24 protein-coding genes are annotated in these 21,640 nt (G+C 57.2%); 19 read left to right on the top strand and 5 right to left on the bottom strand.

The window, feature by feature from the left end; translation table 11 throughout:
• Window positions 1-47: 47 nt before the first annotated feature.
• Window positions 48-593 carry a DUF2062 domain-containing protein gene (locus QPL98_RS01505; RefSeq protein ID WP_153740030.1) on the top strand — a complete coding sequence of 182 codons (546 nt, stop codon included), beginning with the start codon at window positions 48-50 and terminating at the stop codon, window positions 591-593.
• Here QPL98_RS01505 and QPL98_RS01500 read toward each other — a convergent pair.
• Window positions 581-1,279: an ABC transporter ATP-binding protein gene (locus QPL98_RS01500; protein WP_022991068.1), complete on the bottom strand. Its 699-nt coding sequence runs from the start codon at window positions 1,277-1,279 to the stop codon at window positions 581-583. The two genes, QPL98_RS01505 and QPL98_RS01500, sit on opposite strands and share 13 nt — an antisense overlap.
• Window positions 1,272-2,516 carry a lipoprotein-releasing ABC transporter permease subunit gene (locus QPL98_RS01495; RefSeq protein WP_153740031.1) on the bottom strand — a complete coding sequence of 415 codons (1,245 nt, stop codon included), beginning with the start codon at window positions 2,514-2,516 and terminating at the stop codon, window positions 1,272-1,274. The genes QPL98_RS01500 and QPL98_RS01495 overlap by 8 nt, the downstream gene beginning before the upstream one ends.
• A gap of 154 nt (window positions 2,517-2,670) precedes the next feature.
• Here QPL98_RS01495 and QPL98_RS01490 point away from each other — a divergent pair, with 154 nt between their 5' ends.
• The 9 genes from QPL98_RS01490 (at window position 2,671) to infA (ending at window position 9,537) form a co-directional block, all read left to right on the top strand.
• On the top strand, window positions 2,671-3,255 hold the full coding sequence (locus QPL98_RS01490; RefSeq protein ID WP_222447971.1) for a PilZ domain-containing protein: 585 nt from the start codon (window positions 2,671-2,673) through the stop codon (window positions 3,253-3,255).
• A gap of 104 nt (window positions 3,256-3,359) precedes the next feature.
• Window positions 3,360-3,665 (top strand): hypothetical protein, encoded by a 306-nt coding sequence (locus tag QPL98_RS01485; protein WP_114433967.1) that lies wholly within the window; start codon window positions 3,360-3,362, stop codon window positions 3,663-3,665.
• Window positions 3,666-3,775: 110 nt separating this feature from the next.
• A complete protein-coding gene (locus tag QPL98_RS01480) occupies window positions 3,776-4,828 on the top strand; it encodes an agmatine/peptidylarginine deiminase (RefSeq protein ID WP_081698959.1) in 1,053 nt (350 codons plus the stop codon).
• The gene (locus QPL98_RS01475; protein ID WP_153740033.1) at window positions 4,825-5,748 is read left to right on the top strand and encodes a carbon-nitrogen hydrolase; all 924 of its coding nucleotides are present in this window, start codon (window positions 4,825-4,827) and stop codon (window positions 5,746-5,748) included. The genes QPL98_RS01480 and QPL98_RS01475 overlap by 4 nt, the downstream gene beginning before the upstream one ends.
• 7 nt (window positions 5,749-5,755) lie before the next feature.
• Window positions 5,756-6,667, top strand: a complete 912-nt coding sequence (locus QPL98_RS01470; protein ID WP_022991062.1) for a MoxR family ATPase — start codon at window positions 5,756-5,758, stop codon at window positions 6,665-6,667.
• Between the two features lie 174 nt (window positions 6,668-6,841).
• Window positions 6,842-7,795, top strand: coding sequence for a thioredoxin-disulfide reductase (gene trxB, locus QPL98_RS01465; RefSeq protein ID WP_303292487.1), 954 nt, complete (start codon window positions 6,842-6,844; stop codon window positions 7,793-7,795).
• A gap of 15 nt (window positions 7,796-7,810) precedes the next feature.
• Entirely contained in the window at window positions 7,811-8,527 is a 717-nt protein-coding gene (gene aat / locus QPL98_RS01460) for a leucyl/phenylalanyl-tRNA--protein transferase (protein ID WP_153740035.1), read from the top strand.
• Window positions 8,524-9,237, top strand: a complete 714-nt coding sequence (locus tag QPL98_RS01455) for an arginyltransferase (RefSeq protein WP_153740036.1) — start codon at window positions 8,524-8,526, stop codon at window positions 9,235-9,237. Before aat ends, QPL98_RS01455 begins: the two co-directional genes overlap by 4 nt.
• Before the next feature lie 81 nt (window positions 9,238-9,318).
• Window positions 9,319-9,537, top strand: a complete 219-nt coding sequence (gene infA, locus QPL98_RS01450) for a translation initiation factor IF-1 (protein ID WP_008938619.1) — start codon at window positions 9,319-9,321, stop codon at window positions 9,535-9,537.
• A 50-nt stretch (window positions 9,538-9,587) separates the two neighbouring features.
• Here the strand turns inward: infA and clpA are convergent, their stop codons facing one another.
• On the bottom strand, window positions 9,588-11,858 hold the full coding sequence (gene clpA, locus QPL98_RS01445) for an ATP-dependent Clp protease ATP-binding subunit ClpA (protein WP_288589012.1): 2,271 nt from the start codon (window positions 11,856-11,858) through the stop codon (window positions 9,588-9,590).
• A gap of 18 nt (window positions 11,859-11,876) precedes the next feature.
• The gene (gene clpS, locus QPL98_RS01440) at window positions 11,877-12,236 is read right to left on the bottom strand and encodes an ATP-dependent Clp protease adapter ClpS (RefSeq protein WP_011785238.1); all 360 of its coding nucleotides are present in this window, start codon (window positions 12,234-12,236) and stop codon (window positions 11,877-11,879) included.
• 430 nt (window positions 12,237-12,666) lie between these two features.
• Here clpS and QPL98_RS01435 point away from each other — a divergent pair, with 430 nt between their 5' ends.
• From QPL98_RS01435 to QPL98_RS01400, 8 genes are all read left to right on the top strand, one after another.
• Window positions 12,667-12,978 (top strand): cold shock domain-containing protein, encoded by a 312-nt coding sequence (locus tag QPL98_RS01435; RefSeq protein ID WP_199453959.1) that lies wholly within the window; start codon window positions 12,667-12,669, stop codon window positions 12,976-12,978.
• Window positions 12,979-13,137: 159 nt separating this feature from the next.
• Entirely contained in the window at window positions 13,138-13,746 is a 609-nt protein-coding gene (locus QPL98_RS01430; protein ID WP_199453961.1) for an rRNA large subunit pseudouridine synthase E, read from the top strand.
• A complete protein-coding gene (locus QPL98_RS01425) occupies window positions 13,743-14,192 on the top strand; it encodes an NUDIX hydrolase (protein WP_199453963.1) in 450 nt (149 codons plus the stop codon). Before QPL98_RS01430 ends, QPL98_RS01425 begins: the two co-directional genes overlap by 4 nt.
• A gap of 48 nt (window positions 14,193-14,240) precedes the next feature.
• Window positions 14,241-15,419, top strand: coding sequence for a tRNA 2-thiouridine(34) synthase MnmA (gene mnmA / locus QPL98_RS01420; protein ID WP_023009998.1), 1,179 nt, complete (start codon window positions 14,241-14,243; stop codon window positions 15,417-15,419).
• Complete coding sequence (hflD, locus tag QPL98_RS01415) at window positions 15,416-16,036, top strand: high frequency lysogenization protein HflD (protein WP_023009997.1); 621 nt, start codon at window positions 15,416-15,418, stop codon at window positions 16,034-16,036. The genes mnmA and hflD overlap by 4 nt, the downstream gene beginning before the upstream one ends.
• Window positions 16,037-16,115: 79 nt before the next feature.
• Window positions 16,116-17,483 carry an adenylosuccinate lyase gene (gene purB / locus QPL98_RS01410; protein ID WP_023009996.1) on the top strand — a complete coding sequence of 456 codons (1,368 nt, stop codon included), beginning with the start codon at window positions 16,116-16,118 and terminating at the stop codon, window positions 17,481-17,483.
• 14 nt (window positions 17,484-17,497) lie between these two features.
• Entirely contained in the window at window positions 17,498-18,649 is a 1,152-nt protein-coding gene (locus QPL98_RS01405; protein WP_153741394.1) for a cupin domain-containing protein, read from the top strand.
• 3 nt (window positions 18,650-18,652) lie between these two features.
• Window positions 18,653-19,621, top strand: coding sequence for a GNAT family N-acetyltransferase (locus tag QPL98_RS01400; RefSeq protein WP_153741395.1), 969 nt, complete (start codon window positions 18,653-18,655; stop codon window positions 19,619-19,621).
• Here the strand turns inward: QPL98_RS01400 and QPL98_RS01395 are convergent.
• Window positions 19,610-20,620 (bottom strand): LysR family transcriptional regulator, encoded by a 1,011-nt coding sequence (locus tag QPL98_RS01395; protein WP_011785247.1) that lies wholly within the window; start codon window positions 20,618-20,620, stop codon window positions 19,610-19,612. The two genes, QPL98_RS01400 and QPL98_RS01395, sit on opposite strands and share 12 nt — an antisense overlap.
• Window positions 20,621-20,847: 227 nt before the next feature.
• Between QPL98_RS01395 and QPL98_RS01390 the strand changes: the two genes are divergently transcribed.
• Window positions 20,848-21,618 carry a hypothetical protein gene (locus tag QPL98_RS01390; protein WP_303292486.1) on the top strand — a complete coding sequence of 257 codons (771 nt, stop codon included), beginning with the start codon at window positions 20,848-20,850 and terminating at the stop codon, window positions 21,616-21,618.
• Window positions 21,619-21,640: the final 22 nt, after the last annotated feature.

Below are 21,640 nucleotides of genomic sequence, written 5' to 3'. Positions count from 1 at the left end.
CTGGGTGCCAGTGATTACTCAAAGCCAGGAAACAGGCCGAACTTCCTATGCCGAAGAAGTTCATGAAACGGTATTTGCCCACCCCTGAAAAGGTGCAGTCGATGCAATCGCTGCGTTTTCTGGGCGATATCCTCCATGAACCCAACCTGTGGCACATCAACCGGCACTGTGTTGCCAGGGCCTTCCTGGTGGGCGTCTGGTTCTGTTTTATTCCGATGCCTTTCCAGATGCTGGCAGCCGCATTCTGCGCCATCTGGTTTAACGCCAACCTGCCTCTATCCGTGGTTCTGGTCTGGATCAGCAATCCGCTGACCATGCCCCCGATGTTCTACTTCAATTACAAGGTGGGGGCCTGGATACTCAATCGGCCGGTTCTGGCGTTCGAATTCGAGCTTTCCTGGGACTGGATCAGCCACCGGTTGATCGATATCGGCGTGCCGTTGTACCTGGGTTCCCTGGTTCTGGCCACGGTGACCGCCTGCGTCGCTTACCTGATCATCCAGTATCTCTGGCGCCGCAAGATCCGCACTGAATGGCAATTACGGCGTCGCCAGCGCATCAAGCGAACGCCCGCGAGCAATCAGGCCTCCTGAACCAATCGCCCCTGCTCCAGTCGCAGTACCCTTCCCAGGCTCCGGGCCATGGTCATATCGTGGGTAACCATGATGAATGACGTCCCGGAATTATCACGCAGGTCGCCGATCAGGGCACGAATACCCTCCCCTGTGTGCTCATCCAGATTGCCGGTAGGCTCATCCATCAACACACACTCCGGGCTGTTAACCAACGCCCTGGCGATCGCTACCCGCTGACGCTCACCACCGGACAACTCGCCGGGTTTGTGCCTGAGCCGCTCACCCAGACCCACCCGTTGCAGCAGTTGCTCCGCCTTCGGGCGGGCCTGCCTGGGTGGCATGCCACCAAGCGCGCAGGGCAACATGACATTCTCAAGTGCGGTAAATTCCGGCAGCAGATGATGGAACTGATACACAAATCCCAGGTGCTGATTCCGGAACCGCGCCCGGCCTGCTTCAGATAGCTGATGAATATCCTTGCCACAGATCCGTATATGGCCTGAGGAAGGGCGATCCAAACCGCCCAGCAGGTTCAGCAAGGTGGTTTTCCCTGCCCCGCTACTGCCCACAATGGCAACCGTCTCGCCGGCCTTAACCTGAAGTGAGATGTCCGAGAAAATCGTCAGTGTTTCCGGCCCTTCACTGTAGGTGCGGGTAACCTTCTGACAATCAATCACCAGAGATGTCGTCTGCCCGTCACTCATAACGCAATGCCTCCGCCGGTTCGACCCGCGACGCACGCCAGGCCGGATAGATAGTTGCCAGCAGGCTCATGGCAAGGCCCGCACCGCTGATAATCAGTACATCCTGCAACTGGAGCTGCGACGGCAGGTAGCTGATGAAATAGACATCAGCGCTGAGAAACTGATGCCCCAGTGCCGATTCAAGCCACGAGATAAAGCCACTGATGTTCAGGGCGCCGAAAATCCCCAATGCAGTACCTGTGAGCGTGCCAAACACGCCAATCACGGCACCCTGGATGATAAAGATCCTCATAATGCGCCCGGGCGTGGCGCCCATGGTTCGCAGGATGGCGATATCAGCGGTCTTGTCGGTCACCACCATGACCAGCGTTGACACAATATTGAAGGCCGCCACGGCCACAATGAACATCAACAGCAACCCGATCATGGTTTTTTCCATGCGGATTGCCTGAAACAGGTTGCCGTGGGTGCGGGTCCAGTCCGATACGTAATAGCGGCCTCCCAGGGTCCGGGCAACCTCATTGACAACTTTGGGCGCCGCAAACAGGTCATCCATTAAAAGCCGGATACCCTCCGCGCGGCCACCGGTACGCATCAAACGCGCCGCATCATCCATATGAATCAGCGCGTAGTTCCCATCAAGCTCAGCACCAACGCTGAAAATACCCTTGACGGTAAAGCGCTTGAGCCTGGGTAACACGCCGGCCGGCGTTACCGAAGCTTCCGGCAATACCACCGTGAGTTTATCGCCTACCCCCAGTCGAAGGCTGTTAGCCATCAACCGGCCAATGATGATTCCGAATTCCCCGGACCGAAGTTCCTCAAGGCTGCCTTCGATGAAATGGTTCTCGATAATAGAAACGCTGGCCTCCTGCTCCGGCAGGACACCGTTGAGCATCACGCCCCGGACGTTACCACCACCGGTTACCATGCCCTGCCCCTGGATAAAGGGAGCGGCCGCCAGCACCCGCGGGTAGGCTTCGACCCTCTGGTCAATCTCCTGCCAGTTCTCCAAGGGACCGGAAGCCCCCTGAATCGTGGCATGAGGCACCATCCCAAGAATGCGCTGCTTGAGTTCGCGATCGAACCCGTTCATGACCGATAGCACGATGATCAGTACCGCAACGCCCAGCATCAGGCCAATCATTGAGGTCAGGGAGATAAAGGAGATGAAGTGATTGCGTCGTTTGGCGGCGGTATATCGCAGGCCAATATAAAACGATAAGGGTCTGAACATGTAGGGGTGCCTGTCGCTACCTTGCGGTCCGTCGATTATTGAATCCCCGCTGGCCTTTATCATTACCTGGCCCGGAGATTTGCCAGGCCTCTTACCAGCCGTCGGGAAACTGCTAAACTGTTCTATAATCAATAAAAACCCGTCCGGAGACAGGATGCCAAGCCAGAATAAAACGCCACCGAGCGGAGACAGCCAGCGGGAGCGCCGGGAGTTCTTCCGGATAGACGACCGTATCGGGCTTGAGGTACGCCGCCTGGACGACGCCCATCCCGGCGACGATCCGTTCAATAACTCTCCACTGGAAGCCCTGAAAGCCGAGTTCCGGAGGCTGGACCAGGACGTACGTGCACACCTGGCAAGCCTGGCTGAGCGCGACCGCCTGCTGGCCGGGCTGGTCAAATCCCTGAACAGCAAGGTCGATACGCTGGCGCGCATTATCGCCTTTGAGCAAAATCCGTTGCAACCGGAGGACTGGCAGGATGTAACCCTGAGTGAGGGCGGGCTCTCGTTCCGCTGGCCGACAGCAACCTTTGTCGCGGGTGACCGACTGGCCATTCGAATGACTCTACCACCAGAGCTATACCAGCCAAGAGCCATTGCTGAAGTACTGGATACCGAGCACGACAACCAAGGCGGCACACGGGTTCACACGCTGTTTGTTGAACTGGATGACAGCGACCGTCAGCAAATTGCCCGGCATGTGATGCGTTGGCAGATTCGGCAACGACAAAAAGAGTAAGATACTGAAAAAGTGCTGACTTTTGCTAAGCTTTTCGGGATATTACGTTTTATTCATCTGCCGCAGACAGTGCGCAGTAATCATGCATTATTGGAGACTCCTCTATGACAAACTACCGCAATGTGATGGCTGCCGCCGTTTTGGCTACGGCTGTATTCGCTGGTTCAGCGCCACTGGCCCTTGCCGAGGAACTGAGGGTGCCGGTCGGCAGCCAGGCAGATAGAAGCCAGATCAGCCTGCCCGCGAACGGCATGAGTGAAGACTCCGTCCGTAATCGCTGGGGCACCCCCCAGGACATCAAGGGCCCGGTCGGAGAACCCCCCATCAGTCAGTGGCATTATCAGGATTTTGTCGTCTATTTCGAAGGTAACCGCGTAATACATGCTGTGGTAAAGCAACACAAAGACTGATCGACACCCGCTTCATCAAACAGTAAGGGCATCCGGCCAGGGAATGACAATGCACGGGCTGCATTGCTCAGATAGAATGGCGGCTTTTGCAAACCAAGGTGACTTATACAGTGACTTCCAGACGTACGTTGCCTGCGGAGTGGGCTTCCCAAAGCGCAGTCATGTTGACCTGGCCTCATCCCGGAACCGACTGGGCAAAGCGCATGGCCGACGTGGAGCCCGTGTTCGAGGCCATTGCCAAAGCGGTCCTCCGTTTTGAACACCTGGTGATCAGCTGCGAGTTCGTGGCACGTCTCCAGCAACTTGGCCAGCAGCTGAACGCTTATGCCGAAGGCAACGGGTTACCAGGTCGCGTAATCACTGTGCCAGCCCCGGCCAACGACACTTGGGCCAGGGACCACGGCCCCATCACCGTGGATACCGCTGACGGCCCCGCTCTGCTGGACTTCCGGTTCAATGCCTGGGGAGACAAATTTCCCTGGGAAAAAGACGATGCCCTCAACCGGCACCTGGCGAACGCGGGCGTTTTCGGCAAACACCCACTGCAGCCAGTGGATTTTGTCCTGGAAGGCGGCTCTATAGAATCCGATGGCGCCGGCACCTTGCTCACTACCAGCGAGTGCCTGCTGACTCCGTCCAGAAACCCATCCATGGATCGGACGGCTATCGAGCAATTGCTGGAGGAAGTCCTCGGGGTCGATCGTATTCTCTGGCTCAACCACGGATATCTGGCGGGCGACGATACCGACAGCCACATCGATACCCTGGCACGGTTCTGCGCGCCTGATCATATCTGCTATGTGACCTGCCCGGATGTTGCGGACGAGCACTACAGCGCCCTGGCGGCGATGGAAGAAGAATTGCAGGAATTCCGTCAGGCCGACGGCACCCCCTATCGCCTGACGCCCCTGCCCTGGCCCGACCCGATTTACGATGAGGACGGCGAACGGTTGCCAGCGACCTACGCCAACTTCCTGATCATCAACGGCGCAGTTCTGCTGCCAGTCTACGATGTGCCGCAGGACGAAGAAGCAGTTCGCATCATGGCGGGCATCTTCCCAGACCGGGAGATTATTCCAATTGACTGCCGCCCGCTCATTTACCAGCACGGCAGTCTGCACTGCGTAACCATGCAAATTCCTGCGGGGGTGGTAACGGTATGACCAGCACGAACACCAGCTCCAACCTGAAGGTCGCCGCCATTCAGCAAACCTGCAGTCCCGACAAGAACCGGAGTCTCGCGACATCCGAACGCCTGATACGGCAGGCTGCGGTGGATGGCGCGCAGTTGATTGTCCTGCAGGAGCTGCACGCCACCCAGTATTTCTGCCAGACCGAAGACACCGCCATTTTTGAGCTTGCAGAGCCCATTCCCGGGCCCACCAGCAACTATCTGTCTGGTCTCGCAAAAGAATTAGGCGTTGTGCTTGTGGGTTCTATTTTTGAAAGGCGCATGAATGGCGTTTACCACAACACATCTGTGGTGTTCGACACCGATGGCAGCCTGGCCGGGCTGTACCGGAAAATGCACATCCCGGACGACCCGGGCTTTTATGAGAAATTCTACTTTACTCCCGGTGATGCCACCTTCAATGACGGCAGCAGCGGGTTTACCCCCATCCAGACTTCCGTTGGTAAGCTGGGGGTCCTTGTGTGCTGGGACCAGTGGTACCCGGAAGCGGCCCGACTGATGGCACTGGCCGGCGCGGAAATACTGATCTACCCGACCGCCATTGGCTGGGATGTGACCGACGATCCAGACGAACAGGCCCGGCAACTGGACGCCTGGGTGACCGTTCAGCGTGGCCATGCGGTAGCCAACAACCTTCCGGTTATCGCCCCGAATCGCGTTGGGACCGAGCCAGATCCTTCCGGCCAAAGCGATGGCATCCGGTTCTGGGGGAACAGTTTCATCTGTGGCCCTCAGGGCGAGTTTCTGGCCCGCGGCAACGAGACTGACGAGTGTATCCTGTCGGTAACCCTGAACCGCCAGCGCACCGAATCCATCCGGAGAATCTGGCCGTACCTCAGGGACAGGCGCATCGATGCCTACGGCGACATTCTGAAACGGGTGAGGGACTGAAACCGGCATGAAACAGAAAATGGACACTGTCGTCAGCGCCCTTAACAAGGTACTGCTGGGCAAGGAGAATCAGGTTCGTCTGGCGCTCTGCGGCCTGCTTGCCCGCGGCCACCTGTTGATTGAAGATATTCCGGGCATGGGCAAGACCACCCTCTCCCATGCGCTGGCAAAAATCATGGGGTTAAGCTATCAGCGAATCCAGTTCACCAATGACCTGCTGCCTGCAGACGTCCTCGGCTACTCCATGTATGACAAGCAGGCCGGCGGGCTCGTGTTTCACCCCGGCCCCATCTTCGCCCAGGTGGTTCTGGCAGACGAAATCAACCGCGCGTCACCGCGCACCCAAAGCGCCCTGCTGGAAGCCATGGAAGAAAGGCAGGTATCCATTGAGGGGGAAACCCGACCACTACCTACCCCGTTCTTTGTGATCGCAACCCAGAACCCCATAGAGCAAGGCGGCACCTTTCCCCTGCCTGAATCTCAGCTTGACCGGTTTCTGATGCGCCTTCGGTTGGGCTACCCCGACCCGAAAGCGGAACGGGAGCTGCTGGAGGGCGAAGACCGCAAACACCTTACCGATCGTTTGCAGGCCATACTCCCGCACGATGAGCTGGTGGCCTTGCAGCAGGCCGTGGAAAAGGTATCCGCCAGCCCGGCTTTGCTGGATTACCTGCAACGCCTTCTTGAGCAGAGCCGGCGCATGCCCGGATTGCTTTACGGCTTGTCCCCGAGGGCGGGCCTCGGCCTGCTGAGAGCCGCCAAAGCATGGGCACTGATGGAAGGTCGTAATCACGTACTGCCCGACGACGTGCAGGCCGTCTTCCCCGCCGTAGCCGAACATCGCCTGGAACAGGGAGAATCCGGTAAAGCCCGGGAGCGGGTGCGCCAGCTGTTAACGACCGTATCGGTGCTTGAATAATCCGGGTCTGACCACATAGCAACGTTTTATAAGCCGCATTGGCGTAAACGAATGGCAGCCCGGTCATTTCATGTTAGCCTTTTGCCAGATTTCAGATGAGCGGCTCCCGTTCTGCCCTCCGAAGGGACAGAGGAGAGCCGTCGAATACGCATACTTCATTTCAGTGAGACACAGATGAGCGAAACCCGACATTCCCGACTGATCATTCTTGGCTCCGGCCCGGCCGGCTACACCGCTGCAGTCTATGCCGCGCGCGCCAACCTGAACCCGACCCTGATCACCGGTATCGAAGTTGGCGGCCAGCTGACCACCACCACTGACGTAGACAACTGGCCGGGCGACAATGACGGCGTTCAGGGCCCCGAGCTCATGCAGCGCATGCAGAAGCACGCCGAGCGTTTTGAAACCAGCATCGTGTACGACACCATCAACGAAGCTGACCTGAACAACCGCCCGTTCCGGCTCAAAGGCGACAACGGCGAATACACCTGCGACGCTCTGATCATTGCCACTGGCGCTTCTGCCATGTATCTGGGGCTTGAATCCGAAGAGAAGTTCAAGGGTCAGGGCGTGTCGGCCTGCGCCACCTGTGACGGCTTCTTCTACCGCAAGCAGAAAGTCGCGGTTATCGGCGGCGGCAATACTGCTGTGGAAGAGGCTCTGTATCTCTCGAACATCGCTGATGAAGTGACCCTGGTTCATCGCCGTGACAAGCTTCGGGCCGAGAAGATCCTTCAGGACAAACTCTTCGAGAAAGCAGAAAACGGCAACGTCAACATCATCTGGGACCACACCCTGGACGAAGTGCTCGGCGATGGCACCGGCGTTACCGGCATGCGCATCAAGAGCACCAAAGATGGCAGCACTCAGGATCTCGAGCTGGCCGGCGTATTTATCGCGATTGGCCACAAGCCGAATACCAGCCTGTTTGAAGGCCAGCTGGATATGACCAACGGTTACATCCGGATTTGCTCTGGCCTGGAGGGCATGGCCACCCAAACCAGCATTCCGGGCGTGTTCGCCGCGGGCGACGTAGCTGACCACGTCTATCGGCAGGCTGTGACGTCCGCCGGTTTCGGGTGCATGGCTGCGCTGGACGCCGAGAAGTTTCTTGACCAACAGGGCTGACAGCTCAGAAGCAGAATGACGTCGCTACCCTGGCTGGATCCTGATCAACTCTGGTTTCCTCCCGCAGAAGAAGCGCTGGAGGATCCCGATGGACTGCTTGCCCTGGGTGGCGACCTGTCTCCGGAACGCCTGATTCTGGCCTATCGGAATGGCATTTTCCCCTGGTTCAGTGACGACCAGCCCATTCTCTGGTGGTCACCCAACCCTCGTTGCGTGCTGTTTCCCTCTGACATCCACATCTCCCGGAGCCTGCGCCGGACACTGAACCAGCGCCGATTTCGTATCACCACCGATCACTGTTTCGGCCGCATCATCCGACTCTGCGCAAACACCCGCGCTGAGGGCACCTGGATAACCGACGAAATGATGGCAGCGTATACAGAACTTCATAGACGTGGCATCGCCCACTCCATTGAAGTCTGGAATCGCAACAATGAGCTCGCAGGCGGCATGTACGGACTGGCTATCGGCCGCTGCTTCTTCGGCGAATCCATGTTTTCACTGGAAACCAACGCCTCCAAGGTTCTGATGGTGCACCTGGCACATCAGTTGGGTGAATGGGGCTATCAGTTCATGGATTGTCAGGTGGAGAGCGACCATCTGCTGACGATGGGTGCGAGCAGTATTCCTAGGGCCGAGTTTTTATCTATACTCAGGGCATGTGTCGATCGGAAACCGGACCAGCCAGACTGGAACTTCAGCTGGCAATGGCCCTGCCCGGAGGTGAAATGAGTAATCTCAGAACGCTCGTTTTCTTTGCCACCCCTCCTCACGATTGCAGTTACCTGCCAGACCGTGAAGCGACCACCATGTTTGTGGACCCTCGCGCCCACATCGACAAAAAGCTATACAGCCAGTTAACCGCACTGGGCTTCCGTCGCAGCGGCTCACATTACTACCGTCCGCACTGCGAAAGCTGCAACGCCTGTGTTCCGGTGCGCCTCCAGGTGGACCACTTCGAGCCAGACCGGAATCAACGCCGGGTGCTGCGTAAAAATGCCGATCTTGACTGCAAGCTGGTGCCGGCAGCATTCAGCGAACGCTATTACCGCTTGTACGCCCACTACATAGAGGAACGTCATCGCGACGGTGACATGTACCCGCCCTCAAGAGAGCAATTTACCTCGTTCCTTGTGGAAGGAGCTACCGACTCCTGGTTTCTGGAAATGTCTCTTGATGGTGAACTGGTGGGGCTGGCAGCCGTCGACCTGCTGGATGACGGCCTGTCGGCGATCTACACCGTCTTTGCCCCGGAGCTGGAACACCGAAGCCTAGGTACCTTTGCCGTGCTCTGGCAGATTGAGGAAGCCAAACGGCGGGAACTGCCACATCTGTATCTGGGCTACTGGATCAAAGAATGCCGGAAAATGAACTATAAAACCCGCTTTCAGCCTATCGAGGCCTTGCGGGATGGCCACTGGCGCAAGATGTCGCCCGACTGAATTTTGCCAAACGTGGAGAATTCAGGCAGAATTGCGCAATTTAAAATCACCGAAAAGTATTCCGAACGAGGTTTCTACTGAATGGCGAAATCAGATGTCATTGAAATGGAAGGCGTTATTGTCGATACCCTTCCCAACACCATGTTCCGCGTTGAGCTGTCCAACGGCCACGTTGTGACCGCACACATCTCCGGAAAAATGCGCAAGAACTATATCCGCATTCTGACTGGTGACAAGGTCAAGGTTGAGCTGACTCCCTACGACCTCAGCAAGGGCCGCATCGTTTACCGTGCCCGTTAATGGTCCGAGCTGACATCTGAAAAGCCCCGCAAGTGCGGGGCTTTTTTGTATCACACGGCTTCAGCCGGTTCGTCCTCATAATCAAAGGTCAGCTCGTCGTCCTTGAGCTGAATGAACACATCACCACCGTGCTCCGATAGCCGGCCGAACAGGATCTGCTCCGCCAGCGGACGCTTGATCTTGTCCTGAATCAGGCGCGCCATCGGCCGGGCCCCCATGGTCACGTCATAGCCTTTTTCCGCCAGCCAGAGCTTGGCCGCATCGTCAACGTGAAGCACCACATGCTTCTCATCCAGCTGGGCCTGAAGCTCGGTGAGGAACTTGTCTACCACGTGCGTGATGGTGTCCTTCTGCAGATCGGCAAACTGGATAATGCCATCCAGCCGGTTCCGGAACTCCGGCGTGAAGGTTTTGCTGATCACCTCCATACCGTCGGTACTGTGATCCTGCTCATTGAAGCCAATGGAGCGGCGGGCCATGCTTTCAGCGCCCGCATTGGTGGTCATCACCAGAATCACGTGACGGAAATCTGCCTTACGGCCATTGTTATCCGTCAGGGTACCGTGGTCCATCACCTGCAGCAGCAGGTTGAAGACTTCAGGGTGCGCCTTCTCGATCTCATCCAGCAGCAACACGCAGTGCGGGTGCTTGTTGACCGCTTCGGTCAGCAGGCCGCCCTGGTCATAACCGACATAGCCGGGAGGTGCACCAATCAACCGCGACACGGTATGGCGCTCCATGTACTCCGACATATCGAAGCGAACCAGCTCAATGCCCAGCACCTTCGCCAGTTGCTTGGTGACTTCCGTTTTACCGACACCGGTCGGCCCGGCAAACAGGAAGGCACCTTCCGGCTTCTCAGGCGCTTTCAGCCCTGCCCGAGCCAGCTTGATGGCGGTTGCCAGGGATTCGATCGCCGGATCCTGACCGAACACCACCATCTTCAGATCGCGCTCAAGATTGCGCAGCAGATCCTTGTCGCTGGTAGAGACATTCTTCGGCGGAATGCGCGCAATATTGGCGACCACGTCTTCGATGTCGGTCACATCGATGGTCTTCTTGCGCTTGTCTTCCGGCTGCAGCCGCTGCCGCGCACCGGCTTCATCGATGACATCAATGGCCTTGTCGGGCAGGTGCCGGTCGGTGATGTACCGGTCCGCCAGTTCTGCAGCCACCCGCAGGGCCTTGTCGGTGTACTTGAGGTCGTGGTGTTTCTCGAAGCTCGGCTTCAGGCCCTTGAGGATCTGGTAGGTATCCTCAACGCTTGGCTCGTTGACATCGATTTTCTGGAACCGACGCGCCAGTGCACTGTCCTTCTCGAAAATTCCACGGAACTCCTGGAACGTGGTCGAACCAATGCAGCGGAGTTCGCCTGAACTGAGCATGGGCTTGAGCAGGTTCGAGGCATCCATCACGCCACCCGACGCAGAACCGGCGCCAATGATGGTGTGGATCTCATCGATGAACAGAATGGCATGATTCTGCTTTTTCAGGTCACTCAGCAGACCTTTGAGGCGTTTTTCAAAATCGCCACGATACTTGGTACCGGCCAGTAACGCGCCCATATCCAGTGAGTAGACGACGGCATCCGAAATAATCTCCGGCACCTGCCCGTCCACAATCCGCTTGGCCAGACCTTCGGCAATGGCTGTCTTGCCAACGCCGGCCTCGCCCACCAGCAAGGGGTTGTTCTTGCGGCGGCGAACCAGAATCTGTACCACCCGCTCAACCTCATGCTCACGGCCAATCAGCGGATCAATACGACCCTGCCGTGCCTGTTCGTTGAGGTTGGTGGCGTAGCTCTCCAGCGGACGGGAATGACCGCCCTCTTCCGCTGCTTCGTCCTGGGCAGCGTGATCCGCGCCTTCCTGGTCCTCTGCTCCCTGAACCCGGGAGATACCGTGGGATACGAAATTAACCACGTCAATCCGGGCGATATTCTGCTTTTTCAGCACATAAACCGCCTGACTTTCCTGCTCACTGAAGATGGCTACCAGTACGTTTGCTCCGGTTACCTCCTTCTTGCCAGACGACTGCACATGGAATACCGCTCTCTGCAGTACCCGCTGGAACCCCAAAGTGGGTTGGGTTTCGCGCTCACTGTCGGAGCTAGGGATCAGGGGGGTGGTGGAGTCCACAAACTCTACCAGCTCTTCCTCAAGGCGCTTCAGGTCTGCACCACAGGCTTTCAGGACACCCACTGCCGATTCGTTGTCGAGAAGGGCCAGCAACAAATGCTCTACCGTCATGAATTCATGACGCTTGTCCCTCGCATTTTTGAAGGCCGTATTCAGCGTAATTTCCAGATCTTTACTCAGCATGGGCCACCCCAACGTCTGTCAGTCCGCACGTTCAATCTCGCAAAGGAGCGGATGTTCGCATTCCGAGGAATACTGGTTCACCTGTGCTGCCTTTGTTTCCGCGATGTCTCGGGTATATACCCCACATACGGCTTTTCCCTGCGTATGGACGAGCAGCATCACCTGCGTCGCCTTTTCTTCGTTCATGGCGAAGAACTTCATCAGCACGTCCACCACAAAATCCATGGGTGTGTAATCATCATTCAGGAGCACAACCCGGTAACGCGCCGGGCGCTTCAGGGCAGGCTTCTCCGGCGCAACACTGACCCCCTCATGGCGACCGGGTTGTTCATCCTCCCCCTGATTGAATACTAGTAGAGAATTCTCAATTGTCCGCATGGTTCCATATACCGGTTATTCGGTTCCTGACTTAAATGTGGATGCGTGGCAGCGTATTTTCAAGCCAACACTGCCCACAAGCGTGCGTTGTTTATCAATACGAACATGATACCGCTTCCAGACCTGCCAGAACCACCTGTTCCGCAGTATCCGGCACTTGACTCGGGCGCCGGTTTGGCCGACAGTAGTGTGCATTGTTAAAGAATGTAAACTCATGCTTCAGCGTGTAACCCAAAGCCACATCCAATACCGGTTTCACGTTGTTGGCAACAGTTCCGGCGCCACCAGGGCGCTGTGAATTCAACACACAAAACCAATAATAAGGGAGCACCTGCCAAGCCTCTGGAACTCGCCCGCCATACACGGGCACCAAAACAGAGGAGCAGTCAGCGCCTCCCAAAGTGACAGCAAAGGAACAGGGGAGTTCATCATGCCAAGAGGCAAAGTCAAATGGTTCAATAATGCCAAGGGATACGGCTTCATCATTGAAGATGGCTGCAGCGATGACCTGTTTGCCCATTTCTCCTCAGTCCAGATGGATGGCTACAAAACCCTCAAGGCCGGTCAGACGGTAACGTTCGACAAGAAGCCAAGTGACAAGGGCGTTCACGCCATCAACATTGTCCCGGACGAGGTTCCGGCCAGAGAATCCGGGCCGAAAACGGCATCGGATTCCTCGGATCAGGCGGCTCAATCAAGCAACAGCAACGAGAGCTACACGCCCCGCGCTGTAAACGGCTGATGCCGGGCGTTGTCTGAGAACTTCAGCCAACGCCGGGCAGCCTGGCATTTCTTTCCTTTTCCCGCCGGTTTTACCGGCGGGCAGGCTTCGTGCTTTTTAATCAACGGTGATTACAGTAGTCTTGGCGCTTTCGCGCATTTCCGGCACAGGACTTCACCCATGGCGAAGCTGATTCTCTTCAACAAGCCATTTCACGTATTGAGTCAGTTTACCGACGAGCGCGCCAGCCATCCCAGGGCTACCCTTGCCGACTGGATTGACCAACCCGGCGTTTATCCGGCCGGCCGGCTCGATTACGATTCCGAAGGGCTTTTGCTGCTCACCGACCACGGCGCATTGCAACACCGTATCGCATCGCCAACCAACAAAATGCCCAAGACTTACTGGGTTCAGGTCGAAGGTGAGCCCACAGACGATGCCCTGCACGCGCTATGCAAAGGCGTAGCGCTGAAAGACGGGATCACACGGCCAGCCAAGGCAGAGCGACTTGAAACACCCGACCTGTGGCCCCGAAATCCTCCGGTGCGGTTTCGGCAGAATGTGCCCACCAGCTGGCTGGCACTGACCATTACCGAGGGCAAGAACCGACAGGTGCGCCGAATGACTGCAGCCGTGGGCTACCCTACCCTGAGACTGATCCGGGTCCGCATCGGGGACTGGACGCTGGATAACCTGAAGCCGGGCGAATACCGAAGTGTTACGGTCAATCTGCCCGATACACCCCCGAACACATCCGCCAGGCCTAAAAGGAGGCGCCGCCGATCATGACCTGGAAACCCCATGCCACCGTGGCGGTGGTTGTTGAAGACGATCAGGGCCGGTTTCTTCTGGTTGAGGAAGTCAGTGGCGGGAAGGTGGTTTTCAATCAGCCCGCAGGCCATATCGAGGAGAACGAGGCCATTCTGGATGCCGTACGCCGGGAAACCATGGAAGAGACCGGGTGGGAGATAGAACCGGTTTTTTTCCTCGGCATCTACACCTACAAGGCCCCCGCCAATGGTGTCACCTACTACCGGTTCTGTTATGCCGCCAAAGCCCTCCGGCACGCCACCGACAAGCTGGATACCGGCATCATCGGCCCACACTGGCTGACGCCGGAGGAAATCCGGGAACTCGGTGACCAGCTTCGAAGCCCGCTGGTGCTCCAGTGCATCGAGGATTACCGAAACGGACGCAAATTCCCCCTTGATGTGGTTGTGGATGGACAGACGTAATCACCGGATGATGTTAAAATTCGCGCTTTTGACCGGTTCCCAGACGAAATGACCCAGAATACTGAGCCCCAATCCCCCGAGCACACCCGCGTGATCGTCGGCATGTCCGGCGGCGTGGATTCGTCCGTTGCTGCCTGGCTCCTGAAAGATCAGGGGTACCAGGTGGAAGGCCTGTTCATGAAAAACTGGGACGAGGACGACGGGACCGAATACTGTACAGCAATGACCGATCTGGCAGATGCTCAGGCAGTTGCCGACGCCATCGGCATCAAACTGCACACCGCCAGCTTCGCTGCGGAGTACTGGGACCGGGTATTCGAGCATTTTCTGTCGGAATACAGTGCCGGCCGAACCCCCAATCCGGACATCCTCTGCAACAAGGAAGTAAAATTCCGGGCATTCCTGGATTACGCCGTTACTCTGGGCGCCGACTATATCGCGACCGGCCATTACACACGCCAGCGCCCGCTCAACGATGGTAGCGGCAAGGCCCAGTTGCTCAAGGGGCTGGACCCCAACAAAGACCAGAGTTACTTCCTCCATGCCGTCTCCGGCCAGCGCATCGCCCGCACCCTGTTTCCGGTGGGCGAACTGGAAAAGCCGGAGGTTCGCCGGATTGCTGAAGAGCAAGGGTTCGTTACTCACGATAAAAAAGATTCGACAGGAATCTGTTTTATCGGGGAACGGAAGTTTACCGATTTTCTGAAACAGTACCTGCCCGCTCAGCCCGGCAACATTGAAACGCCCGACGGCACGGTGATTGGCAAACATCAAGGCCTGATGTATCACACCATAGGGCAACGTCAGGGCCTTGGCATTGGCGGTCTTGCGGAGTTTGGCGACGACCCCTGGTATGTGGCAGAAAAGGATCTCAACCGGAACGTATTGATTGCCGTCCAGGGCAAGCATCACCCACTGTTGTTTTCGCGGGGACTGGTCTCGGGCCCTGTTGACTGGGTTGCCGGCGAACCTCCGGCACAGAAGTTCCGCTGCAAGGCGAAAACCCGATATCGCCAACCGGATCAGGATTGCGAGGTTACCGTCATAGACGGTGGCGTGAAGGTCATCTTCGACGACGCCCAGCGTGCCGTAACTCCCGGTCAATCCGTGGTTTTCTATCAAGGTGAGGTGTGCCTGGGCGGCGGTGTTATTGAGCAAACCTGGCGCGATAACGAAGCTTTACCTGCAAGACTTGAGCGCCTGGCAAGTGAAGGATCTGACACATGAGCCGCTCCCTGCATGACCAGACCCTGGCGCTGGCCGGCCTGTGTCAGGCTGCGACCCTGGTGCAGCAGATTGCCCATAACGGCAACTGCAATGAAGACAGCCTGGAAACCTGTATTCGCTCATTGTTTGCCACCAACCCGGCCTCAACGCTGGATGTCTACGGCGGCGAATTGTCTGACATACGGGAAGGATTGACGGTACTTTCAACGGTACTGGCCCAGCACGGCCAACCTCAGGACGTAGAAATCCTGCGGTACGTGTTCAACCTGATCCAGCTTGAAGCCAAACTCAAACGCTCCCCGGACATGCTGGACGTTATCGGGAACAGGATCGAGCAGGCCCGGCATACCGCCAGCCATTTCGGTTACAGTCACAGCAACCTTCTGGGCAATCTCGCCTCAATCTATGCCGACACCATCAGCACCTTCCGTTTGCGCATTCAGGTAACCGGCAACCCGCAGATACTCCAGCGTAATGAAAATGCAGACAAGGTACGGGCCCTGTTGCTGGCCGGCATCCGATCTGCCGTGCTGTGGAGGCAAAGTGGCGGCCACCGCTGGCAACTCATTTTCACCCGCAAGAAGGTCATCAGCCATGCCCGGGAGTTGCTGCGCTGATTCAGCGAGCCGGCTGGTGTATCATTAGCAGCTTCATTTTCCTGTCCCGCTTTTTCTTTGATGAACTGAGAGGTTTTCGATGGAACTCACCGCCCTGACCGCTATTTCTCCGGTCGATGGCCGCTACGGCAGCAAAGTCAGTGTATTTCGCAGTATTTTCAGTGAATACGGCCTGATCCGTAACCGGGTAACCGTCGAAATCCGCTGGTTGCAGAAACTGGCTGCCCATCCGGCGATTACCGAAGTGCCCGCGTTTTCCGCCGAAGCCAATGCGTTTCTGGACAAGATGGTCAACGAGTTCAGTCTGGCCGATGCTGAGCGAATCAAGGAAATCGAGCGCACCACCAACCACGACGTCAAAGCGGTTGAGTACCTGATCAAAGAAAAAATTGCCGACGTGCCTGAGCTGCACGCGGTGACCGAATTTGTTCACTTTGCCTGCACCTCAGAGGACATCAACAACCTGTCCCATGGTCTGATGCTGCGCGAAGGCCTGGATCACGGCCTGCTGCCGGCCATGGAAAACCTGGTCGAAAAGCTGGCCGAGCTGGCCCGGGAGCACGCTGAACAGCCCATGCTGTCCCGCACCCACGGTCAGACCGCCTCCCCGACCACGGTCGGCAAGGAACTGGCCAACGTGGTCTATCGCCTGCGCCGCCAGCTGATGCAGATCCGCGAAGTGGAAATCATGGGCAAGATCAACGGTGCGGTGGGTAACTACAACGCCCACCTGTCTGCCTACCCGGACGTGGACTGGGCTGCCAACGCCGAAGAATTCATTGAGAGCCTCGGCCTCGACTGGAACCCGTACACGACCCAGATCGAACCCCACGACTACATCGCCGAGCTTTACGATGCCATTGCCCGCTTCAACACCATTCTGATCGATCTGGACAGGGATATCTGGGGCTATATCTCGCTGGGCTACTTCAAGCAGAAGACCGTGGCCGGTGAAATCGGATCCTCCACCATGCCCCACAAGGTGAACCCGATCGACTTCGAGAATTCCGAAGGCAATCTCGGCATCGCCAATGCCCTCTTCGGCCACTTGTCAGCCAAGCTACCGATTTCGCGCTGGCAACGTGACCTGACCGACTCCACCGTATTGCGAAACCTGGGCGTTGGCTTTGCTCACAGCCTGATTGCCTACGAAGCGACCCTCAAAGGTCTGGGCAAGCTGGAAATCAACCCGGCCCGTCTGAACGAAGACCTGAACAACGCCTGGGAAGTACTGGCGGAGCCGATCCAGACTGTGATGCGCCGTTACAACATCGAGAAACCCTACGAAAAGCTCAAGGACTTGACCCGCGGCAAGGCTATGACACCCGAAGTCATCAAGAATTTCGTGGAAACCCTGGAGATCCCGGAACAGGCGAAGGCCGAACTGCGCGCCCTGACCCCGGACAACTACATCGGTAACGCGATCGACCAGGCCAAAGACATCTAGGCAGGAGCAACACCATGGATATGCTTGGCGGGCTGACAGCCACTGAATTTCTGCGCGACTACTGGCAGAAAAAGCCACTGGTTATCCGCCAGGCGTTTCCCGGTTTTCAGTGCCCGGTCAGCCAGGATGAGCTGGCCGGACTGGCCTGCGAGGAAGCCGTTGAATCCCGCATCGTCATCGAGAACGATGCCGGAAAACCCTGGCAGCTTCACAATGGCCCGTTCACTCCCGATCGTTTCAGCGAGCTGCCGGAGCAGGACTGGACCCTGCTGGTCCAGGGCCTGGACCACTGGGTACCGGAAATCGCTGATCTGCTCGACAACTTCCGGTTCATCCCCAACTGGCGGCTGGACGACATCATGGCCAGCTACGCACCGACAGGCGGTAGCGTTGGGCCCCACTACGATATGTATGACGTGTTTCTGCTGCAGGCCCAGGGCCACCGACGCTGGACCTTCGGCGGACACTGTGACCACAGATCGCCCCGGGTAGAGGGTACACCCTTACGGATTCTGAGCAGTTGGGACGGTGAAGAAACCGTGACCCTGGCGCCGGGTGACATGCTGTACCTGCCACCGGGCGTTGGCCATCATGGGGTGGCGGAAGACGACTGCATTACCCTGTCTGTGGGTTTTCGGGCACCTACCGTCGACGACGTACTGACCAGCTTTACCGACTACCTGAGCCAGAAGGAAAAAGCGGCTGAACATCTGGATGACCCGGATCTTCAGGTTCAGGAGAACCCCGGAACCATCGGCGCCGATGTAGTCGACCGTCTCGACGCTGTGATTCGGGAGCAACTCGGTGATCGCCGCAATCTGGCCCTTTGGTTCGGGCAGTTCGCCACCGCCCCCAAAAGCATGGACATAGTCGTTCCTGCCGACGAGCCGGCTGAGCCTGATGATCTGGCCGAAGCCATCCGGGCCGGCGAACAGCTGCGGTGGAACGAAGGCTCCCGCTTCGCTTACCATGAGCTGAATGATGAGACCGCCCTGTTTGTTGATGGCGAACAGTTTCTGCTCAAGGGCGATGCCCGTCCGCTGGCCCCCCTGCTCTGTGCCCGCTCCCGCATTGATATGGCGACACTGGCGGAATTTGCCGGCGACGAAGCCTTGCTGGGGCTGTTAACTAACCTCTACAACCAGGGCTCGATCTATTTCGAGTAAGCCATGGATCTGAGATTTCGAAAATACAGCTGGCAACTGGCACCCGGGTCGGTTCGCGAGATTCGCCAGCGGGTGTTTATCGATGGGCAGAAGGTGCCGCCAGAGCTTGAGTGGGATGACACCGACGAGATTGCTGATCATTATCTTGCCGTCGATGCGTCCAACCAACCCGTGGCCACCGCCCGCCTGTTTTCCGCCCTGGAAGAAACCGGCTACATCGGCCGCATGGCCGTGTTACCGGAAGCCCGGGGCAAAGGTGTTGGAGAAGCCCTGCTCAGGCACCTGATCGCCGAGTCTGCCGGCCGTTACCAGGAACTCCGGCTCTCAGCCCAGGAACATGCCACTGGTTTTTACCAACGATGCGGCTTCCACATCTGTTCGCTTACCCCCTATGAGGATGCCGGCATTCCGCACCTCGACATGCGCTGTCTGGCACCGGATCTCGCCCATCGGGCCGGTGCAGGACGCAGCAACCCGTTAATCCTGGGAGCCGATGAGGAATCCTGGCTGTTTGACCAGCCCTCATCCTTCATGAACCTGATGGATTCCCTGGTTGGCCAGGCTGGCCAGCGCCTATGGCTTTACGACCGGATTCTGGACCATGAATTCTACGACAGGCATCGCCTGCGGGAATTGGTCTCTGCCCTCGCCCGTCGCCATCGACTGAGCGAGGTCCGTTTGTTGATTCACGACGACAAGCCATTAGTGCAACGACGACACCAACTGGTAGAACTGATGCGCCGGCTCACCAGCCGCATTGAGCTCCGGCTGGTGAACGAGGACTACCCCATGGAGGATCAGCCCTTCCTGCTGGTCGACCGCCAGGGCGTGTTGTACCGACACAGCTTTGACAAGACCGAGGGCTTTGCCGATTTTTCCGCCGGCCGGCGGGTCCGGCTGATGGAAGAGGCGTTCCAGAAAATGTGGGACGCCGCGCGCCCCTCTCTGGAGTTACGCGAACTACCGCTCTGAGTGGGACACCTGAACCGCCTGAGGTGACTCGAAACTGGCCCCGAATGGCGCAAATTCCTCATCCACTTCTTCCGCCACTTCCACAATCAGTTTGCGCAGCCACTGATGGTCCGAGTTGTGCTGCAGCAGCGGGCTCCAGGCCATCTTGAGTTCAAAGGGCGGAATCTCAAAAGGCGGCACCTTGACCACCAGATTTGGATTATCTTTTTGCAGCCAGGCTGCTCTCGATGGCAGCGTGGCGATCAGATCGTGTTGTTCCGCCAGCAGCATCGCCACCTGATAATGGCGCGTAAACACGGAAATCTGGCGCTTGCGCCCCATTCTGCCCAGTGCCTCGTCCACCCAGCCCAGGCGTTGAACATCCTTCGGATTCACCCCCACCCCGACACCAAAACCGGTCTTGCTGACCCAGATATGACTGGCGTCCAGATAGGTATCCAGTGTAAACGGCTCTTTCAGGATCGGGTTCCGGGCGTTCATCAGGCACGCAAAGTATTCCGTCCAGAGGGTTTTCTGATGAAATGACTGGGGAATCTTGTCGAAACGGTTAATCGCCATGTCCAGGCGACCCTGCTCCACATCCAGAAAACTGACATCACTGGGCGTCAGAACATCCAGCGTGACATGCGGTGCTTCCTGTCGGATACGGCGCAACACCCGTGGCATCAGGCAGGATTCCGCGTAATCACTGGCCATGATCCGGAACACCCGCTGGCTCTCACCGGCCGCAAATGGCGTTTTTTCCTGCACCGCCTGCTCGATATCCGATAGAATCCCGCGAACCAGTGGCTGCAATTCCCTGGCCCGCTCGGTGGCCGTCATGCCTTCACTGGTTCGCACCAGCAGGGGATCGCCAAACAGATCCCGCAGCCTCCGCAAACCGTTACTCATGGCCGGCTGAGTGATGCCAAGGTGATTAGCCGCCTTGGTTACATTGCGCTCCCGCAACAGCACATCCAGGTACACAAGCAGGTTCAGATCAACACGGGAAATGTCCATAGGCAGCCAGACCTCACCGTCAGCAGCAGAGTGTATTATTCATTTCCGCAATATACAGGAATCTGAAAATTCACGTAATAAATGAGCCTACTGCCCTGATTACAACCTGAAAAGGACGAGATAGCATATTTCTGCTAGGCTTTCAGGGCGTTACCGAATAATATCAAAACCAATAAAACAAGCCCTCGGGCCAGACGTTCATTCAATCCGGAGCCTAACCCCACACCATGGATACCACTACCATTGTGCTGCTGCTCGCCGCGATCGTCACCGTTTCCCTGGTTATTATCGTTTTCAGCCAGATGCGGGAAAAAGCGAGGATCGAACGCGTTCGCAAAATGACGGCTCAGGAAGATGCCTACAACAAGGCCTACCGCCTGCTTACCGATATTCCCGGCCAATACCTCACGCCAGACCTTAAACTACTGCTGCTCAAGCGCATGGAAGACGCCTGCCAGGAACTGACCGCGCTGAAGAGTGATCAGCCGGTAAAACAGTGGCTGGAGAACATTGCGCAAACCAAAAAGCAGATTCTGGAAAAGAACGACCAGCGCCCACCCGTAAAAGTCGACTCTCCGGAAAAGTCCACCTACATCAAAGAACTGCTCCAGGCCTTGTTCAAGCTGATTGAGGCTATGCATAAAGCCGGCCGGATAGACTCTGCCACCGCCAAGAAGAATCTGAAGTATGTTCTGTTTCTGGTGCACAAAACCCACGCCGACCTGCACGTATTCCAGGCCCGGGATTTCATTCGCCAGAACCAGATCCGCAAGGCCATTCACGCTTATCACCTTGCCAGTACTGAGATGGGCAAATCCCGGGACAACCCTCTTGCCATGAAAGCGGTGAAGAGCTTCCGTACCCGCATCAAGGAACTTGAGGAAATGAGCACAGAAGGCAAGATGAATGAGGAAAACCATTCCAAGCTGGACAAGGAATGGGACAACTTTCTGCAGGACGACGACACCTGGAAGAAAAAAGCGGATTACGACGACTGAACGCGGCTTCGTAAACGCCCAT

The organism is Marinobacter sp. ST-43 (assembly GCF_030541085.1).
Taxonomy (GTDB): Bacteria; Pseudomonadota; Gammaproteobacteria; order Pseudomonadales; family Oleiphilaceae; genus Marinobacter; species Marinobacter nauticus.
Note: the sequence above shows the minus strand (reverse complement) of the source record. Positions and strands in the feature narration are given on the sequence as shown.

Bases quoted from the DNA above. Each gene is read 5' to 3' on its own strand.
- QPL98_RS01505 (WP_153740030.1), top strand. From the start codon at position 48: ATGCCGAAGAAGTTCATGAAACGGTATTTGCCCACCCCTGAAAAGGTG.
- QPL98_RS01500 (WP_022991068.1), bottom strand. From the start codon at position 1,279: ATGAGTGACGGGCAGACGACATCTCTGGTGATTGATTGTCAGAAGGTT.
- QPL98_RS01495 (WP_153740031.1), bottom strand. From the start codon at position 2,516: ATGTTCAGACCCTTATCGTTTTATATTGGCCTGCGATATACCGCCGCC.
- QPL98_RS01490 (WP_222447971.1), top strand. From the start codon at position 2,671: ATGCCAAGCCAGAATAAAACGCCACCGAGCGGAGACAGCCAGCGGGAG.
- QPL98_RS01485 (WP_114433967.1), top strand. From the start codon at position 3,360: ATGACAAACTACCGCAATGTGATGGCTGCCGCCGTTTTGGCTACGGCT.
- QPL98_RS01475 (WP_153740033.1), top strand. From the start codon at position 4,825: ATGACCAGCACGAACACCAGCTCCAACCTGAAGGTCGCCGCCATTCAG.
- QPL98_RS01470 (WP_022991062.1), top strand. From the start codon at position 5,756: ATGAAACAGAAAATGGACACTGTCGTCAGCGCCCTTAACAAGGTACTG.
- trxB (WP_303292487.1), top strand. From the start codon at position 6,842: ATGAGCGAAACCCGACATTCCCGACTGATCATTCTTGGCTCCGGCCCG.
- aat (WP_153740035.1), top strand. From the start codon at position 7,811: ATGACGTCGCTACCCTGGCTGGATCCTGATCAACTCTGGTTTCCTCCC.
- QPL98_RS01455 (WP_153740036.1), top strand. From the start codon at position 8,524: ATGAGTAATCTCAGAACGCTCGTTTTCTTTGCCACCCCTCCTCACGAT.
- infA (WP_008938619.1), top strand. From the start codon at position 9,319: ATGGCGAAATCAGATGTCATTGAAATGGAAGGCGTTATTGTCGATACC.
- clpA (WP_288589012.1), bottom strand. From the start codon at position 11,858: ATGCTGAGTAAAGATCTGGAAATTACGCTGAATACGGCCTTCAAAAAT.
- clpS (WP_011785238.1), bottom strand. From the start codon at position 12,236: ATGCGGACAATTGAGAATTCTCTACTAGTATTCAATCAGGGGGAGGAT.
- QPL98_RS01435 (WP_199453959.1), top strand. From the start codon at position 12,667: ATGCCAAGAGGCAAAGTCAAATGGTTCAATAATGCCAAGGGATACGGC.
- QPL98_RS01430 (WP_199453961.1), top strand. From the start codon at position 13,138: ATGGCGAAGCTGATTCTCTTCAACAAGCCATTTCACGTATTGAGTCAG.
- QPL98_RS01425 (WP_199453963.1), top strand. From the start codon at position 13,743: ATGACCTGGAAACCCCATGCCACCGTGGCGGTGGTTGTTGAAGACGAT.
- mnmA (WP_023009998.1), top strand. From the start codon at position 14,241: ATGACCCAGAATACTGAGCCCCAATCCCCCGAGCACACCCGCGTGATC.
- hflD (WP_023009997.1), top strand. From the start codon at position 15,416: ATGAGCCGCTCCCTGCATGACCAGACCCTGGCGCTGGCCGGCCTGTGT.
- purB (WP_023009996.1), top strand. From the start codon at position 16,116: ATGGAACTCACCGCCCTGACCGCTATTTCTCCGGTCGATGGCCGCTAC.
- QPL98_RS01405 (WP_153741394.1), top strand. From the start codon at position 17,498: ATGGATATGCTTGGCGGGCTGACAGCCACTGAATTTCTGCGCGACTAC.
- QPL98_RS01400 (WP_153741395.1), top strand. From the start codon at position 18,653: ATGGATCTGAGATTTCGAAAATACAGCTGGCAACTGGCACCCGGGTCG.
- QPL98_RS01395 (WP_011785247.1), bottom strand. From the start codon at position 20,620: ATGGACATTTCCCGTGTTGATCTGAACCTGCTTGTGTACCTGGATGTG.
- QPL98_RS01390 (WP_303292486.1), top strand. From the start codon at position 20,848: ATGGATACCACTACCATTGTGCTGCTGCTCGCCGCGATCGTCACCGTT.